This window comes from Stenotrophomonas sp. STEN033, assembly GCF_056856655.1.
Window position 1 is genome coordinate 1 of sequence record NZ_JBXFWM010000021.1, and the last position, 17560, is coordinate 17560.

Sequence of the window (17560 nt, forward strand, 5' to 3'; positions counted from 1 at the left end):
GGAGGGTTTGGCCGCCTGAGGGTGCGGAGGCGTGGCGACTGTAGGCCCGAGCCATGCTCGGCAAGGGCTCTACCGGCAAAGCCCCTGCCGAGCATGGCTCGGCACTACAGGTTTGGCATTACCGGTGAAGCCTCTGCCGAGCATGGCTCGGCACTACCCATCAGCGATACGGCCCCGGCCCGCGCCACAGCAGCTCACCGTAGCGATAGACGTACATCACGATGACGAACTCGCGCGCATCGCCAATGTCCTGCAACTCCGGTGAACCGGCCTGCAGCATGCGGCACTGGCTGGAGCCACGGCGCAACGCCACCTCGGCCGGGCAGACCATCAGATAAGTGGTGCCGGGCAGCGGGATCGACAGTTCCTTCTTGCCATTGACCTCTTTGGCACCAGCCATCCAGGTGCGCAGCTTCTCCTCGCTGAGCAGGTCATAGATGATCTGGTAGCCGCCCACTTCCATGGCCGGCTCGCCGGCACTGCGGTCGATGCGCCTGCCGCTGTCATTGCCCTGGTCGGAGGAGCGGCCGTGGTCGTCCGGCGCGGTGGTCCTGTCCAGCGAACCGGGTGGGCGTCCGGTCCAGGTCTGAGGACGACGTGGCACGGTTTCCGACGGACTGGCCGCCGCTGCTGGCGCGGCCGGGGTCTGGGCCAGTTCCTGGGTCTTGGTTTCTTCCTGCTCCGGTTCGCTTGGCGGCTCGATGTAACGGGCTTCCGCTACCGGCTTGCGCTCCTCGCTGCGCCGCTGCGTGGTCGGCTTGGGTTGCGAGCGGGTGGTCTTGTTGGGCAAGTCCTTGGGCGGCACCTTGCTCTGCTCTGTGGACGGCGGTGCTTCGCCGACGAAATCGACCTTGGTCCGGCCGCCGCCGGAGGAGCCTTGCGGTGAGGAAACCACGGGTGGATTGGAGTACAGCAGGAGCAGCAGCATCAGCAGGTGCAGGATCGCAGTGACCAGCACCGCAATCCAGCGGTCGCGGCGTTCATGCCAGAGCTTGAATTTGAACTGCTTGGGAGAACTGGGGGTGCTGGTCATGCCGCGTTCTGGGGCCTTGAAGTTGCTGCCCTCGTGCGGAAGTCACGCCGTGCCACCGATAGGGAACCGGCATGGTAACGCCTGCGCCCGGCGCGCAACCGTGCCGTCGGTGGTGTTGCCGGGTATCGGGGCAGTCTTATCGGACTGCGGCGGCAAACCGTGGATACAGTCGGGTCAGTTGCGGGTGCCGGATCCGTATCGAAGGTAACCGTGGGCGGTATCAGTGCACGGTCGGGCTATGATGCCCCTCCCGCCGCGGACAGCTGGCGGGTACCCCCACCTCAATGGAAACAGCTGCATGCGCATCCTGCTTGCCCGTCACGGCGAAACGCCGTGGAACGCCGAAGGCCGCTACCAGGGCCAGATCGACATTCCCCTCTCACCGGTGGGTGAGGCCCAGGCCAAGGCCTTGGGCGAGCGGCTGGCCGACGTGCAGATCACCCGCGCCGTGGCCTCGCCACTGAGCCGTGCGCAGGCCACCGCCAAGGCCGCATTGGGCAGCGCACGCGAATCCATGTTGCTGACCGAGCCGGACCTGCAGGAAATCGCCCACGGCGAGTGGGAAGGCCTGCTCGCCAGCGAGATCGACGAGAAGGACCCCGCACGCCTGCGTGCCTGGCGCGAGGAACCCGATACCGTGCTGATGCCTGGTGGCGAATCGCTGCGTCAGGTGCTGGACCGCAGCTGGCGTGGCCTGACCGCTGCTGCCGAAGGTCTGGGTGAAGATGACACCTTGCTGGTGGTCGCGCATGACGCGGTCAACCGCGTCATTCTGTGCAAGGTCCTCGGCCTGCCGATTTCCAAGCTGTGGAGCTTCCGTCAGGCGCCGACCACCTTGAACCTGCTGGAAGGCCCGGATGTCGAGCATCTGGAAGTGGTTCGCCTGAACGACTGTGCCCACCACACGCCGTTCTTTGGTGAAGCCAAGCACCGCGCGCTGTAATCGGGTCCCTGTACTCCGCTTTGGGTAGTGCCGAGCCATGCTCGGCTGAGGCTCTACCGGTGAAGTTCCTGCCGAGCATGGCTCGGCACTACAGCCCCTCCCTTTGCTGCAGTTACCCCCTCCCTTTCGCGTAGCGAAGGGGAGGGCTGGGGAGGGGTTGGCCTTACCGCTTCTGATCCTGCTGTGGCTTCGCGGCTTACGCCGTTCGCACTAATTGGCTGGGGCTGACGGTTTGCTGGTGAAGCCCCTGCCGAGCATGGCTCGGCACTACACGCAGTCCCGGCCTGACATGCCGGGAAGCTTGGCGGCCGCGTGTAGCCGCCGCTGTATCATGGGCACCATTCCCGCGCGCAACGCGCAGCCGGCTTCCAGTGCCGGCCCATGATCCCGAGAGTCCTTCGCATGTCTTCCGTCCGTCCCGCCACGCTTGAACAGTGGCTCGCCCATATCGAACAGCAGCACCCGCAAGCCATCGCAATGGGCTTGGAGCGCGTGCGCGAGGTTGCCGAGCGTATGCAGCTGGGGCGGCCGGCCGAGCACTGCATCGTGGTCGGTGGCACCAATGGCAAGGGTTCGACCGTGGCCTTCATCGAGTCCATCGCCCGTGCCGCGGAGTGGAAGGTAGGTGCCTACACCTCGCCACACCTGCTGCGCTACAACGAGCGCGTGCGCATCGATGGCAAGGATGTGGATGACGCCAGCCTGGTAGCCGGCTTCAATGCGGTCGAAGACGCCCGTGGCGACACCGCATTGACCTATTTCGAATACGGCACCTTGTGTGCGCTGTGGCTGTTCCAGCAGGCCGGCCTGGACTTGGCCGTGCTTGAAGTCGGCCTCGGTGGACGGCTGGACGCAGTCAACATCATCGACGCCGATGTCGCGGTGATCACCACCGTCGACATCGACCACGCCGATTGGCTGGGTGCCGACCGCGAAGCCATCGGCCTGGAGAAGGCCGGCATCATCCGCGGCTGGAAGCCGGTGATCCTCGGCGAGATCGATCCGCCCTCCAGCGTGCTGCGCCGCGCCTACGTGCTTGGTGCCAATGCGATCCGCTTCGGCAGCGACTTCTTCGCCGAGGACATTGATGGCGAACTGTGGCGCTGGCGTGATGTCGCGTTCCGCCTGGAGCTGCCGCAGCCCGCCTTGTGGGCGCCGATCCAGCGTAACAATGCCGCCACCGCGGTGGCGGCGTTGCGCGCCCTGGACAAGCCGGTGCCGCGCACTGCGTGGGCGCAGGGCATTGCCGAAGCACGGATCACCGGGCGCCTGCAGCGCTTCCGGCGCGGCGGTGTGGACGTCTTGCTGGATGTCGGCCACAACCCGCAGGCCGCTGCTGCGCTGGCCACTGCATTGAAGGGCGAGCCGGCGCAGGGCCGCACGCTGGCGGTGTACGCCGCGCTGGCCGACAAGGACGCTGCGGGAGTGGTGGAAGCCCTGCAGCCCCAGGTCGATGGCTGGTTCCTGGCCGGGTTGGAAGGTGCGCGCGGACAGACCGCCGCGCACCTGCGCGAACGCTTGGCGCAGACCCATGCCGCCGAGGCCAATCTGTCCGCCAACGTCAGCGGGGCGCTGGACACCGCATTGGCCCAGGCCCGGCCTGGCGACCGGGTGCTGGTATTCGGCTCCTTCCATACGGTGGCCGAGGCGCTGCCGGTACTCCGTTCAGCTGACTGAGACGCTGCCACGCGTGCCCCGCATATAATCACCGGGGCACTCCGCCGCGCCGCGCATACGCCAATTGTGGAAACTCCTCTGAAACAGCGACTGATTGGTGCCATCGTTCTGGTGGCGCTTGCCGTGATTTTCCTGCCGATGCTGGTCAAAGGGCCCGCACCGGACAGTGGCGTACAGGACGTGCCATTGAGCGCGCCTGCGGCACCGGCCGAAGGCCAGTTTGAAACCCGCGAACTGCCGCTGGTGGCGCCTGGCGCACCGGCCGGGGGCGCCGTGGGCATGCCCGCCGCACAGCCGGAAACCGGCGTGGCCACCGCGGTCGAGCCGCCGGCCAATGGCTTGCCAGCGGCGACCGCCGCCGGCAATTACGCGGTCAACTTTGGTGCCTATGGCAGCGAGGCTGACGCCGATGCGGTGATCGCACACCTGAAGAAGTCCAACCTGCCGGGCTTCCGCCAGGCCGACACCATCAATGGTCGCCAGGCTTGGCGTGTGCGCATCGGTCCGTATGCCGATCGTGCCCAGGCGGAGCTGGTGCGGCTGGAAGCCGGCAAGGTCCGCAACGACGTGAACGCGCAGGTGGTGGTGCTCAACGCTGCGGCCGAGAACGCCGTTCCGGCACCCGCCGCCACGCCGGCAGCCGGCAGCACCGCTACCGCTGCAGCCACCTCCGCACCGGTACGCACCGAGGCCTTGCCGCCGGAGCCTGCCAAGCCGGTGGTCGCCGCCCCCAAGCCCGAACCCAAGCCTGCGGCCAAGCCGGAAGCACCAAAGCCTGAACCGGCCCGGCCGGTTGCGGCAACGCCGGCCAAGCCGGCCGTCGCCACCCCGGCTGCGCCGGCCGCCAGCGGGGTTGGCTTTGCCGTGCAGTTGGGTGCCTTCGGCCAGGCTGCCGATGCCAATGCGCTGCGTGACCGCGCGCGTGCTGCCGGCTTCAGTGCTTTCGTTGAGCAGGTACGCACCGACAACGGCGTGCTCAACCGTGTCCGTGTCGGGCCGGTGGCAAGCCGTGACCAGGCCGAGCAGCTCAAGGCGCAGGTCGCGGCCAAGGTCGGCGTCGCCGGAATGGTCCGCCCGCATCCTTGATGCGTCGCCAGACCCGGCTGGGCAAGCGCGTCCCCCTGTGCCGTACGGGCGGGGCGTGCAGTGATTGATCTGCTGCTGTTGGCGCTGATCGGCGTATCGGCGTTGTTCGGGTTGATGCGCGGGCTGTTGGCGACCGTGCTCGGCGTGCTGAACTGGCTGCTGGCCGGTGCAGCGGCGTTTTACTACGGCGAGCGCGCTGCCTTGATGCTGGCTGATCAAGCCACGCCGAGTGCTGGCGACTACGCAGGCGGCTATCTGTTGGTATTCATCGGTGTGCTGCTGGCGGCGACCCTGGTCGGGCGCCTGCTGCGCGGCGTCGTCGATGCCACCGTGCTGCTGAAATTGCCTGATCGCTTGCTGGGTTTGGCCCTGGGCATTGTGCGCGGCGTGCTGTTCGCGGTGCTGGCGGTACTGCTGCTGGGCTTCACCTCCATGCCCCAGGAACCGGGCTGGCGCCAGTCCAGCGTGGTGCCGTGGCTGCAGCCGACGGCCGATTGGCTGCGTGAAAAGCTGCCGCATCCACCTGAATCGCCGGCAATGGCGCTGATGGACTTGGGTAAGTCGGTGCTGGCAGGCGATAATGGCGGACCGAACGAAGCAGATGCGGGCAGTGGCTTGCTACCGGTGCCGTTGGAAGGGACGCGTTTTGATCCCCGCCAACGCAGCGCAGAAGGAAGCCGAGCTGACCCGGCGGGGGCGTTGCCCTCCAACATCGATCCGGCGCAGGTGCGCCCGGGTCAACTCAAGCCGATAAGGGTTGAGCCTCAAGGCCAGGCACGGCCACCTTCACGTTAACGGGCATCGCCCAGCGGAGATCGCGCAACATGTGTGGCATCGTCGGAATCGTCGGCAACCAGAACGTCGCCGGGCAGCTTTATGACGGCCTGACCGTCCTCCAACACCGTGGCCAGGATGCCGCCGGTATCGCCACCGCCGACGGCACCCGCCTGCGGGTGGAAAAGGCCAACGGCCTGGTCCGTGATGTTTTCGACGAGCGCCGCATGGCGCTGCTGCAGGGCCGCATCGGCATCGCCCATGTGCGTTACCCGACCGCAGGCTCGGAAGGCACCGACGAGGCGCAGCCGTTCTACGTCAACTCGCCGTACGGCATCGCGCTGGCGCACAACGGCAACCTGATCAATACCGAGGCACTGCGTCGCCAGGTGTTCGAGGCCGACCGCCGCAACATCAATACCGATTCGGACAGCGAAGTGCTGTTGAACGTGTTCGCCTACGAGCTGGACGCACAGCGCATGCTGACCCCGGAAGCGGCGATCCGTGCCGTGGCCGGCGTGCACCGCCGCTGCAAGGGCGGCTATGCCGTGGTCAGCGTGGTGCTGGGCCTGGGCCTGGTGGCCTTCCGTGACCCGCACGGCATCCGTCCGCTGGTGCTGGGCAAGCGCGAGCATGCCGAAGGCATCGAGTACGCCGTGGCCTCCGAATCGGTGGCGCTGGACGTGCTCGGCTTCGAGCGCATGCGCGATGTCGCCCCGGGCGAAGCCGTTGTCATCACCGAGCGCGGTGAACTGTTCACCGAGATCTGCGCGACCAACACACAGCAGACGCCGTGCATCTTCGAGTACGTGTATTTCGCACGCCCCGACTCGATGATGGACAACGTGTCGGTGCACAAGGCGCGCATGCGCATGGGCCAGAAACTGGGCGAGAAGATCCTGCGCCTGCGTCCGGACCATGACATCGACACCATCATCCCGATCCCCGACACCTCGCGCGATGCCGCGCTGGAGATGTCCAACGTGCTCGGCGTGAAGTACCGCGAAGGCTTCGTCAAGAACCGCTACGTCGGCCGCACCTTCATCATGCCGGGCCAGGGTGAGCGGGTGAAGTCCGTGCGTCGCAAGCTCAACCCGATCCATCTGGAATTTCGCAACCGCGTGGTGCTGCTGGTGGATGACTCCATCGTCCGTGGCACCACCAGCCAGCAGATCGTGCAGATGGCACGCGATGCCGGCGCCCGCAAGGTTTACCTGGCCAGCGCTGCGCCGCCGGTGCGTTACCCCAACATCTACGGCATCGACATGCCGGCTGCCGAGGAACTGGTCGCGCACAACCGCAGCGTCGAGGAAATCGAGCAGCACCTGGGCTGCGACTGGCTGGTCTACCAGGACCTGGAAGACCTGGAAGTCGCGGTGCGCGAAGGCAACCCGGAGCTGAAGGAGTTCGATTCGTCCTGCTTCAACGGCGAGTACGTCACCGGCATCGAGCCGGGTTACTTCGAACGCATCCAGCAGCTGCGTTCGGATGAAGCCAAGAACAAGCGCCGCGCCTGATCTGAAAGCCCCTCTCCCTGCGGGAGAGGGGTTGGGGCGAGGGCAGAACGAAGCAGCAATGTGCGAGCACCTATGAACCGGCAACAAGCACAGCCTGCAGCTGCGGACACAAGCTACCTATCGCCGCCCGAAGCAGCAGACTTCTCCCTGCTCGACGCCGCCTGCATCTGCATGGCCGCCGTCGATCCACTTGAGAAAGTCGCGCTCACCCAGCACTACGCCGCGCGCTACCGCGCTGGCACCTTGAAGCTGCCCGCAGAAGCGCCAGAACCCGAACCGATCCGCGCGCCGGGTCGCCCGCCGCAACTGGTGCTGGTGCACCCCCGCGACCTGCCGCGTCGTGGCCTTGGCTCCGTGGATGGGCGTGCCGCCTTCATCCACGCCATCGCCCATATCGAACTCAATGCCATCGACCTGGCCTGGGACGCGGTCTATCGTTTCCGCGGCCTGCCGGGCAGCTTCTACGCCGATTGGGTCAGCTGCGCCGACGATGAGTCGCGCCACTTCGTACTGCTGCGTGATCGGCTGTTGGCACATGGCCATGACTATGCCGATTTCCCCGCCCATAACGGCCTGTGGGAAATGTGTGAGAAGACCGCGCATGACGGTTTGGCACGCATGGCCTTGGTGCCGCGCGTACTGGAAGCACGTGGCCTGGATGTCACCCCGGCGATGATCAGCAAGCTGCGCTCGTTGGGTGATGCCACGACTGCTGACGTGCTGGAGGTGATCCTGCGTGAAGAGGTGGCTCATGTTGCTGCCGGCACGCGCTGGTACCACTGGCATTGCGCACGCGCCGGTGTCGAGCCACGCAAGCGTTTCAAGGAACTGCTGGGCGAGTACGCCGGCGGCTACCTGCGTGGGCCCTTCAACCTGGAAGCGCGCTTGTTGGCCGGTTTTGATGAAGACGAACTTGACTATCTGGTTGAACAAGCCGGTTGAATGCCGCGCGCGGTGACGCAGGCCGCCACGTCTTTGGCGACGACTGCTCGCGTAGGCATTGCAGGGCGCAACGATGAACGATTCCCGCAACTCGGGCCATGTCCGATTGACGACCAGCTCGGCCGCATTCCAACATCGGCGCGGCAGATGCGGCTTTCCGTAGCCGTGTCTTTCACGGGCTGATGCAGGGGCATGCGCCAGCATCAGGTCGAATCGCATGTCACTGTGCTCTCGATCGGCAACGGTGCAATCAAGGAGAAAACGATGAAGCAGATTCTTACGTTGGCCGCGCTGGTAGTGGCATTGTCGGCATGCAACGGTTCCAAGCCTGCGGCCGGTTCCAGTGCTGCAGCGCCGGCCCCGGTTGCGCCTGTCGCGGCGCCTGAAGCTGTGGCTGCCAAGGATGATTTCCCGGTCATCGTGCAGGCCTTCGGCAACGAACCGTTCTGGAGCGTGCGCGCCGATGGCGCAAAACTCGATTACAGCACCCCGGAGACCCAGGCCAGCCCGCTGCATCTGGAAGGCAGCCGCGCGCTGCAGGACGGCTTGTTGGTGGTACAGGGCGGGGAGGGCAAGGACGCGTTCAAACTGACGTTGCAGCGTGCCGAGTGCTCGGACGGCATGTCCGACCTGAAACACCCGTTCACCGCCGAATTCGTGCTGGGCAAGGATACCTTCAAGGGCTGTGCACGCGACCCATCGGTACCGGTGGAAGCGCCCTGACCCAAGCGCCTGATCAAAATAAGAATTTTGTGGGAGCGGCGTGAGCCGCGAAGCCATGAAAACAAGAACCGTCAGAAAGGTCTGCGATTGCAGCCAACTCTGGCGGTTTTTTTATGTCAGCTTTGCGGCTCACACCGCTCCCACAAAACATATGGCCGAGCCTTGTAGGAGCGGCGTCAGCCGCGAAGCCACAAATGCAAAAACCGCCAAACAGGTCTGCAACTGCAGCCATATCTGGCGGTTCTTTTTGTGCCCGCTTCGCGGCTTGCGCCGCTCCTACAAGCAGCGTCAGCCCAATGCTTCCAACCGGAAGCCGTCCGCATCCACACGCAACACCGAGCCCTGCTCATACCAGTCACCCAGCACGATACGGGTGAAGCTGTGCTCGCCTGCGCTCACGGTATGGATTGCCGGGCGATGGGTGTGGCCGTGGATCATCGTGTCCACGCCGTAACGCTGGAAGGTGGCAATCACCTCGGCCGGGGCCACATCGGTGACGGTCTCAAAGGTCGCCTTGTCGTCCTGCTTCATTTCCGACTGATGCGCCTGGCTGGCGGCACGGGCCTTCTGCGCGAAGGCGACGCGTGCTTCCAGCGGCTGCGACAGGAACTGGGCGATGAAGGCGGGGTTGCGGGTCTGTGCACGGAACGCCTGGTAGGCGACGTCGTCGGTGCACAGCAGGTCGCCGTGCTGCAGCAGCACCGGCTTGCCATACAGCTGGATCACCGACGGGTCCGGCAGGATGCGCATGCCGGCGCGGGCGGCATAGTCGTTACCGAGCAGGAAGTCGCGGTTGCCGCGGATGAAGTACACCGGCACACCGGCGTCGCTGACTTCACGCAGTGCCAGCGCGACCGCATCGGCGGCGCTGGAAGGCGTGTCATCGCCGATCCATGCCTCGAACAGGTCGCCCAGGATGTACAGCGCCTCGGCCTGCCGCGCTTCGCCGCGCAGGAAGTCGAGGAACAGCTCGGTGATGGCTGGACGGCTGGGGTCCAGGTGCAGGTCGGAGATGAACAGCGTTGTCATGCCTGCATTGTAGAGCCTGATCAGCCTGCGAACAGCGCCAGCAGTTGCAGTGAGCCGGTTCCCAGCAGCACCCCGATGGCGGTGGCGGCCAGCACGTCGCTGGGGTAGTGCAGGCCCAGCACCACCCGTGACAGCGCTACGCCGAGGGTGAAGGGCAGCAGCAAGGGGGCCAACCACGGGTAGTAGGCCAGCGCCACCACGGTGAATGACACCGCATGCAGGGTGTGGCCGGACGGGAAGCTGTATTCATCCAGCGGCGCCACCCAGGCGCGGATGCGCAGGTCGGCGGCAAATGGGCGCGGGCGCCGGGTCCAGCGCTTGAGCAGCTTGTACAGGGTCAGCGCCAGCACGCCGGTGGCGGCCATGTGTGCCGACGCCTGCAGGCCGTCCAGTCCATCAGCCAGTACCAGCGCGCCCATCAGCATGTACCAGAACACGCCATCGCCAAGCCGACTCAGCACCGAGAACAGGCGACGGATGCCGCGCCGACGGCCGTAGTGGTTTGCCCGGCGGCACCAGCGTGCTTCGCGTGCGGCGATTCCTTCAGGCGGCAGCAATGGCATGGCAGCGTCTCCGGGAGGCCAGTTCACTGAGCAGGGCTTCGAACTCGGCAACCACCTGTTCCGGGTGCAGGCGCTGCATCGCACGGCTGGCGTTGGCGCCAAGGGTGGTGCGCATTTCCTCATCGTTGGCCAGCTGCACGGCGGCGGCGATGAAGTTCTCGTCCGTGTCCACCGCCACCCCGCTATGGCCGCTGCGCAGGTGCTCGCGTGCTGCTCCGTAGTTGAAGGCGACCGTCGCCACGCCACTGGCCATGGCTTCCAGGGTGACGTTGCCGAAGGTTTCGCTGCGGCTGGCGAACAGGAACAGGTCGGCGCTGGCGAAATGCCGGGCCAAGGCTTCGCCACGTTGCACGCCGCAGAAGATGAAGTCGGGATTCTGCTCGGCCAGCTTCGCCCGCATCGGGCCATCGCCGACCCAGACAAAGCGTGCCTTCGGCCGGTGTTGCTGGATGCGGCGGAACGCCTTGATTGCCAGCCCCAGGTTCTTCTCTGCGGCGATGCGGCCGACATGGATCACCGCAAAGCCTTCGCCTTCGATGCCCCAGTCGGCACGCAGCGCAGCGTCGCGTTTGTTTGGGTCGAACTGACTGCCATCCACCGCGCGCGCGAGCAACCGCGCTCGGGAGAAACCGTTGTCCAGAAGGAACTGCTGCAACTCGCGGGTGGGGACCAAGGTGGCTTCTGCCTGATTGTGAAAGCGGCGCATCCAGCGCAGTGCGGTGCCCTGCAACCAGGCAGCGCCATAGTCGGGCAGGTATTCATCAAAGCGCGTGTGCAGGCCCGACGCGACCGGGATGCCCAGCCGCCGCGCGGTGCGCATCGCCGACCATCCCAACGGGCCTTCCGTGGCCACGTAAATTGCATCCGGGCGTAGTTGTTGCCACTGGCGTGCAAGCAGCAGCGGTGCCGGCAGGCCGAAGCGCAGGCCGGGATAGCGTGGCAGGCCGGCGCCGCGTACCAGGAGCTCATGGGCGGCGCCGGTGCCGTCCTGCTGCTGGCGTGGGCGCACCACATCGACGTCGTGGCCGCGGTTGCGCAGGCCGTGCTCCAGTCCCTGCACGGTCAAGGCAACGCCATTGACCTCCGGCGGATAGGTCTCGGTGACGATCGCAAAGCGCATGGCTGGCTCCCGGTTTTTGGCGAGGATGCGCGTAGCCGATGAAGCACCTGTTACTGTGATCTGACCGCTTTATGACGGCCCTGAAGAGCGAAGACCACGGCCCGCAACGGGTCGTGGTCTTGTCTGTCCAGCGTTGGCGCGGGCGCCAGCGTCAGTCGTACTTGCCGATCCCGCTCAGGCCACGAATGGCCGGAAGTTGAAGCCCAGCCCGGTCATGCCTTCGGCTTCGCCGACCAGGTCCGCGCGCAGCAGCGGGCGGGCGTCGATGTAGTCCTTGGCCAGGATCAGCGACAAGGTGTTGCCATCCACCGACAGTTCCAGCGTTGGAATGGGATCGGGTTCGTGGGCGCGGTGCAGCAGTACCGCCAGCCGCAGCAGCGCGGCGGTGCGCTTGGCCGGCAGCAGCAGGCGGTCGGGCAGGGCGTCGAACGCGGTCTTGGAGATGCCGCGGCGGTGGGTGCGGATCAGTGCCGCCAGCATCTGCTGCTCCTGGCGCGAGAAACCGGCGATGTCCGAATGCTCGATCACGTAGCTGCCGTGGGTGTGATAACCGCTGTGGGCGATCATCAGGCCCAGCTCGTGCAGGCGTGCGGCCCAGCCGAGCATGCGCGCATCGTCCACGTCCAGCTTCCAGCTGTCGGCCACCTGTTCAAACAGCCGTTGCGCGGTGGCTTCCACGCGCTGCGCCTGGGTCTCGTCGATGGCGTAACGCTGGGTCAGCGCGGCGACCGATTCATCGCGCGGATCGTTGTCGTTGGCGCGGCCCATGATGTCGTAGAGGATGCCCTCGCGCATCGCGGCCTTGCTGACCAGCAGTTTCTGCAGGCCCAGCGCCTGGAAGGCGGCTTCCAGCACCAGCACGCCACCGGCAATGATCGGGCGGCGCTCGTTGGACAGGGTGGGCAGGTTGATGTCGTTGATGTGCTTGGCGCGCAGCAGCTCCTCGCGCAGCTGCGGCAACGCCTCGGCGGTGATGGCGCCCTTGCTGAGCTTCATCGCCGCGCAGATTTCGCTGATCGCCTTGTGGGTGCCGGACGAGCCCAAGGCTTCCTGCCAGCCCAATGCCTTGTACTTGTTGGCGAAGGGCTGGAACTCGGCGCCGATCTCGGTGAGCGCATCCTTCCAGCGCTTCTTGCTCAGCTTGCCGCCCGGGAAGAAACGACGGGTGCTGGCGATGCAGCCGGCCTGCAGGCTTTCGCGCTCCAGCGTCTGCATGCCCTGGCCGATGATGAATTCGGTGGAGCCGCCGCCGATGTCGATCACCAGCCGGTGCTGGTCGGGCTTGGGCGGCTGCGCATGGGCGACGCCCAGGTAGATCAGGCGCGCCTCTTCACGGCCGCTGACCACTTCGATGGCGTGGCCCAGCGCGGTTTCGGCCGGCATCAGGAACGACAGCGGTGAGCGCAGCTGGCGCACGGTATTGGTAGCCAGGGCGCGCACGCGGTAAGGCGGGATGTTGCGGATGCGCTGGCCAAAGCGGGCCAGGCATTCGAGCGCGCGTTGGCGCGCCTCGGGCGACAGCCCGCCTTTGCCATCCAGGCCGTCGGCCATGCGCACGGTCTCGCGCAGGCGGTCCACCACCCGCAGCTGCCCAAGCAGGTAGCGCGCGATAACCATGTGGAAACTGTTGGAACCCAGGTCGATGGCGGCCAGCAGGTCGCCGTCCTGCAGGGGCGGTGGGGTCAGGGAAGACTGGGGCATGGCGGAATGGTAACGGTAGTAGGGCGTGAAGAGGAGTGAGGAGTGCGAAGTGAGGAGTGAGAAAGACCAGAATCAGCTGCCCTGGCAGGCGCGGAGGGAGGCCTCAATCCCGGTCCCGCCAACAAATGAGGCGGCAGCGGGCGCTGTCGTTGCTCCTTCTCGTTTCTCACTCCTGTTTTCTCACTTCTGGCTTCTCGCTCCTGCCTCAGAGCCCTTCCATCAGTGCCTGTTGCGCCGAATGCGGAGGCTGGCCGGGTGCTGGCTCGCACTTGATGTAGCGGCCGTCTTCCTGCAGGTCCCAGGCGTTGAGGTTGTCGTCCAGGTAGTTCTGCAGCACCTCGCGGTAGATGCGCCGGGACAGATCGGTATCCAGGATCGGGAAGCAGGTTTCCACGCGGCGCAGCAGGTTGCGTTCCAGCCAGTCGGCGCTGGCGCAGTACAGCTCGGGGGCACCGTTGTTGCCGAACCAGTAGACCCGGCTGTGCTCGAGGAAGCGGCCGACGATCGACCGCACGCGGATATTGTCCGACACACCTTCCACGCCCGGGCGCAGGGTGCAGGCGCCGCGCACGATCAGGTCGATCTGCACGCCGGCCTGCGAGGCGGCATACAGGGCGCGGATCACCTGCGCCTCGTTGAGCGCGTTCATCTTGGCGATGATGCGGGCCGGCTTGCCTTCCAGTGCCAGCCGGGTCTCGCGCTCGATGCGCTTGATCAGCCCGGCATGCAGGGTGAAGGGGGATTGCAGCAGGCACTTGAGCTTCATCTTCGGCGCCAGCCCGGACAGCTGCTGGAACAGCAGGTGCACATCGTTGCCGATGTCCGGATCGGCGGTGATCAGGCTCAGGTCGGTATACGCGCGGGCGGTGCCGCTGTGGTAGTTGCCGGTGCCCAGGTGCACGTAGCGGCGCAGCTTGCGGCCCTCGCGGCGCACGATCAGCAGCATCTTGGCGTGGGTCTTGTAGCCGACCACGCCGTAGACCACCTGCACGCCGGCATCCTGCAGGCGATCGGCCAGGCCGAGGTTGGCTTCTTCGTCGAAGCGCGCGCGCAGTTCGACCACGACGGTGACGTCCTTGCCATTGCGTGCGGCCAGGATCAGGGCTTCGACAATGCCCGAGTCCTTGCCGGTGCGGTACAGGGTCTGCTTGATCGCCAATACGTTGGGATCGACCGCGGCTTCGCGGATCAGCTCCAGCACGGTGCTGAAGGAATCAAACGGGTGGTGCAGCAGCACGTCGCCCTGCGCAGCGGTTTCGAAGATGCCCTCGGGCGACTTGAACACGCGTGGGGTCATCGGCGGGTATTTCAGGTCCGGCCGCTGCAGCAGGTCATACACCTGGATGACGCGGTTGAGGTTGACCGGGCCGTCGATGCGATAGGCCGCGTTCTCCGACAGGCCGAAGTTCTGCAGCAGGGTCTGCATGATCGGCTTGGGGCAGTCGTGGGCGATCTCCAGCCGCACCGCCGGCCGGTAGCCACGGTCGACCAGCTCATCGCGCAGCGCCAGCGCCAGGTTCTCGACTTCCTCCTCGTCCACCACCAGCTCGGAGTTGCGGGTGACGCGGAACTGGTAGGCACCCTGCACATCCATGCCCGGGAACAGCTCATCGACGAAGGCCGACAGTACCGCCGATAGCAGCACGAAGTTCTGCGGGCCGCCCAGCGACTCTGGCAACTGGATGATGCGCGGCAGCGAGCGCGGCGCGCGCACCAGGGCCAGATGGCCGGCGCGACCGAAGGCGTCGGTGCCCTTCAGCACGACGACGATGTTCAGCGACTTGTTGAGGATCTTCGGGAACGGGTGCGACGGATCCAGGCCCAGCGGCGACAGCACCGGCATGATCTCGTTGCGGAAATAGGCGCGCAGCCATCGGCGCTGGCGCGTGGTCCAACTCTTGTTGGCGAGGATACCGACGCCGGCCTCGCCAAGGGCCGGGCGCAGCACCTGGTTCCAGCAACGGTACTGCTGGTCCACCAGTTCGGCAGCGCGGTCATGGATGGCGTTGAGGATGGCCTGCGGGCTCATCCCGTCCGGTGCCGGCGGCAGGCCGAATTCCTGCGCATGGCGTACCGCTGCGGCACGGATCTCGAAGAACTCATCCAGGTTGGTGCAGGAGATGCACAGGAAGCGCAGCCGCTCCAGCAGCGGCACCTGCTCATCCATCGCCTGGGCCAGCACGCGGAAGTTGAAATCCAGCTGTGACAGTTCCCGGTTGATGTACAGCGACGGATCACGCAACGGATCGGTGCCGACGGCGGGAGTGGCGGGGGGCGGGGGAGGAGGGGTCATGCCGGGAAGTCTTCCATGGACAAAGGCGAGGGGGATGCATTGCGCGGGCGTACATGCTCGGCGTCAAAGTGGCAGGCGAAGGTGCTGCCTTGGCCGACTTCGCTGCGGATCTCCAGGCGTGCCTGGTGCAGGCCAAGAATGTGTTTGACGATGGACAGGCCCAGGCCGGTGCCGCCGCTTTCGCGCGAGCGGCTGCTGGACACGCGGTAAAAGCGTTCGGTCAATCGCGGCAGATGGTTGGCCGGGATGCCGTAACCGGTATCGGTGACAGCCAATACGGCGCCATTGCCTTCGCGGCTGAAGGTCAGGCTGATGCGGCCACCGGCCGGGGTGTAACGCACGGCATTGGTCAGCAGGTTGGAGAAGGCGCTGTGCAGTTCCTTGTTGGAACCCGCCAGGTCCACGCCAGCCTGGTCTTCCACGGTGATGGTGTGACGGCCCTGGCTGTGTGCCTCGGCTTCGCGCCGCAGCGAGGCCAGCATCGAGGTCATGGCCACGGTTTCCAGCTCGGTGTGCTGCTGCGATTCCAGTCGCGACAGGGTCAGCAGATCTTCGACCAGCTGCGCCATGCGCTGAGATTGCTTGCGCATTTCCGACAGCATCGGCCCGGTGTCGGGGAAATCCTCCGGGTCCATCATGTCGAGGTAGCCATGCACCACGGTCAGTGGCGTGCGCAGCTCATGCGAGACGTTGGCGACGAAGTCGCGGCGTACCTGTTCCAGGTGCAGCAGCTTGGTCACGTCACGCGCGACCAGCAGCCAATGGTGATCCGAGTAGGGGATCAGGCGCATGTGCAGGCGGATGGCCGGATCGACCGGCGAGTTGGCATCCAGAATGGGTTCGGCATTGCGGCCACCGGCCAGCCAATGGGCCAGCGGCAGCGGCTGCAGGCGCGGCACCAGCGCAGCCTCCATGTCGGCTGGGTGCTGCAGGCCGAGCAGGGTGGTGGCGGCCTCGTTGAACCACTGCACGCGCTGGGTGTTGCGGTCGACCACCACCACCGCATCCGGCAGCGCGGCGGCGGCGGCGCGGTAGCTGCGCAGCATCTCGACCAGGCGCCGCTTGCGTGCACGCATTTCCTGCTGGTTGCGCGAGAGCAGGCGGTCCAGCTCGTTCCAGACGCCGACGCCTGCAGGGCTGTCCCAGCGTTGGCGTGCGGTCAGCCGCAGCAGCAATTGGCGCAATCGCCAGTAATGCCAGGCCAGGATCGCCAGGGCGGCGAGTGCCACCACCAGCGCGGGATGCCCCAGCAACGCGCCCAGCCCCCATGCCAGCAACAACAACGCGGCCACGGTGGCCAGCGTCTTCAACCAGGCAGATCGGAATTGGCGGGGCATTGCACTCTCGGTGGTACGGGAGGGATCCGTCGGGGGTATCCCGGGTTATAGCATCGCTTGCAGCCGCGCGGCCGCCGCCGTTCAGGTGGCGGCGGAAAAACGGTAGCCGGCACCGCGCACGGTCTGCACCATGTTCTCGGCGCCGAACGGTTCCAGCGTCTTGCGCAGGCGGCGGATATGCACATCGATGGTGCGTTCTTCCACGTACACGCTGCCGCCCCAGACATGATCCAGCAGTTGCGAACGGGTATAGACGCGTTCGGGGTGGGTCATGAAGAAGTGCAGCAGGCGGTATTCGGTGGGGCCGATCGGCACCGGAACATCGCCGGCGAAGACGCGGTGGGCGGCGCCGTCGATGCGGATGTTGCCAACGCCGACGCTGCCGTCTTCGTCATCGTCGCGGGTGCGGCGCATCACCGCACGGATGCGGGCCAGCAGTTCGCGTGCCGAGAACGGCTTGACCACATAGTCGTCGACGCCGGCTTCCAGGCCACCGACGCGGTCATTTTCTTCGCCGCGTGCGGTGAGCATGATGATCGGCACGTCGCGGGTCAGGACTTCCTTGCGCCAGCGGCGGGCCAGTTCCAGGCCGCTGGTGCCGGGCAGCATCCAGTCCAGCAGGATCATGTCCGGTACCCGGTCGGCAATGGCGGTCTGCGCTTCGAGTGCGTCGCCGGCATGGACCGGGTCGTACTCGCCCTTGCGCAGGGCGAAGGCGACCATGTCACGGATCGCGGGTTCGTCGTCGACAATCAGGATACGTTTCTGCACGTGGCGCCTACCGGAATGCCCATCAATAAGGGATGTGCTCAGTAGACTACG

15 protein-coding genes are annotated in these 17560 nt (G+C 66.1%); 7 read left to right on the top strand and 8 right to left on the bottom strand.

What is annotated here, in order from left to right:
* Positions 1-160: 160 nt before the first annotated feature.
* Complete coding sequence (locus tag AC1VXC_RS09255; protein ID WP_481539009.1) at positions 161-1033, bottom strand: type II toxin-antitoxin system RelE/ParE family toxin; 873 nt, start codon at positions 1031-1033, stop codon at positions 161-163.
* A gap of 298 nt (positions 1034-1331) precedes the next feature.
* On the opposite strand from AC1VXC_RS09255, the gene AC1VXC_RS09260 reads away from it, so the two are divergent.
* The 7 genes from AC1VXC_RS09260 to AC1VXC_RS09290 all read left to right on the top strand — a co-directional run bounded on the left by AC1VXC_RS09260 (position 1332) and on the right by AC1VXC_RS09290 (position 8695).
* Positions 1332-1976, top strand: coding sequence for a histidine phosphatase family protein (locus AC1VXC_RS09260; protein ID WP_313173783.1), 645 nt, complete (start codon positions 1332-1334; stop codon positions 1974-1976).
* Positions 1977-2378: 402 nt separating this feature from the next.
* Positions 2379-3653, top strand: a complete 1275-nt coding sequence (gene folC, locus AC1VXC_RS09265; RefSeq protein WP_481539008.1) for a bifunctional tetrahydrofolate synthase/dihydrofolate synthase — start codon at positions 2379-2381, stop codon at positions 3651-3653.
* 66 nt (positions 3654-3719) lie between these two features.
* Positions 3720-4739 carry an SPOR domain-containing protein gene (locus tag AC1VXC_RS09270; RefSeq protein WP_481528497.1) on the top strand — a complete coding sequence of 340 codons (1020 nt, stop codon included), beginning with the start codon at positions 3720-3722 and terminating at the stop codon, positions 4737-4739.
* A 60-nt stretch (positions 4740-4799) separates the two neighbouring features.
* Positions 4800-5534, top strand: a complete 735-nt coding sequence (locus AC1VXC_RS09275; RefSeq protein ID WP_481539007.1) for a CvpA family protein — start codon at positions 4800-4802, stop codon at positions 5532-5534.
* A gap of 29 nt (positions 5535-5563) precedes the next feature.
* Positions 5564-7030 carry an amidophosphoribosyltransferase gene (gene purF / locus AC1VXC_RS09280; protein ID WP_313173787.1) on the top strand — a complete coding sequence of 489 codons (1467 nt, stop codon included), beginning with the start codon at positions 5564-5566 and terminating at the stop codon, positions 7028-7030.
* 171 nt (positions 7031-7201) lie between these two features.
* Positions 7202-7972 carry a ferritin-like domain-containing protein gene (locus AC1VXC_RS09285; RefSeq protein ID WP_313495251.1) on the top strand — a complete coding sequence of 257 codons (771 nt, stop codon included), beginning with the start codon at positions 7202-7204 and terminating at the stop codon, positions 7970-7972.
* A gap of 264 nt (positions 7973-8236) precedes the next feature.
* On the top strand, positions 8237-8695 hold the full coding sequence (locus AC1VXC_RS09290; RefSeq protein ID WP_313495237.1) for a COG3650 family protein: 459 nt from the start codon (positions 8237-8239) through the stop codon (positions 8693-8695).
* Positions 8696-8983: 288 nt separating this feature from the next.
* On the opposite strand, the gene lpxH is transcribed toward AC1VXC_RS09290, so the two are convergent.
* The 7 genes from lpxH to phoB all read right to left on the bottom strand — a co-directional run bounded on the left by lpxH (position 8984) and on the right by phoB (position 17509).
* The gene (gene lpxH, locus AC1VXC_RS09295; RefSeq protein WP_481539006.1) at positions 8984-9724 is read right to left on the bottom strand and encodes a UDP-2,3-diacylglucosamine diphosphatase; all 741 of its coding nucleotides are present in this window, start codon (positions 9722-9724) and stop codon (positions 8984-8986) included.
* Positions 9725-9744: 20 nt separating this feature from the next.
* On the bottom strand, positions 9745-10287 hold the full coding sequence (locus AC1VXC_RS09300; protein WP_313173791.1) for a phosphatase PAP2 family protein: 543 nt from the start codon (positions 10285-10287) through the stop codon (positions 9745-9747).
* Complete coding sequence (locus AC1VXC_RS09305; RefSeq protein WP_313173792.1) at positions 10268-11407, bottom strand: glycosyltransferase family 4 protein; 1140 nt, start codon at positions 11405-11407, stop codon at positions 10268-10270. The genes AC1VXC_RS09300 and AC1VXC_RS09305 overlap by 20 nt, the downstream gene beginning before the upstream one ends.
* Before the next feature lie 174 nt (positions 11408-11581).
* Positions 11582-13108: an exopolyphosphatase gene (gene ppx / locus AC1VXC_RS09310; RefSeq protein ID WP_481539005.1), complete on the bottom strand. Its 1527-nt coding sequence runs from the start codon at positions 13106-13108 to the stop codon at positions 11582-11584.
* A 205-nt stretch (positions 13109-13313) separates the two neighbouring features.
* Positions 13314-15401: a polyphosphate kinase 1 gene (ppk1, locus tag AC1VXC_RS09315; RefSeq protein ID WP_481539004.1), complete on the bottom strand. Its 2088-nt coding sequence runs from the start codon at positions 15399-15401 to the stop codon at positions 13314-13316.
* Positions 15398-16738: a phosphate regulon sensor histidine kinase PhoR gene (gene phoR, locus AC1VXC_RS09320; RefSeq protein WP_313173795.1), complete on the bottom strand. Its 1341-nt coding sequence runs from the start codon at positions 16736-16738 to the stop codon at positions 15398-15400. The genes ppk1 and phoR overlap by 4 nt, the downstream gene beginning before the upstream one ends.
* 81 nt (positions 16739-16819) lie before the next feature.
* Entirely contained in the window at positions 16820-17509 is a 690-nt protein-coding gene (gene phoB / locus AC1VXC_RS09325) for a phosphate regulon transcriptional regulator PhoB (RefSeq protein ID WP_282269705.1), read from the bottom strand.
* Positions 17510-17560 lie beyond the last annotated feature (51 nt).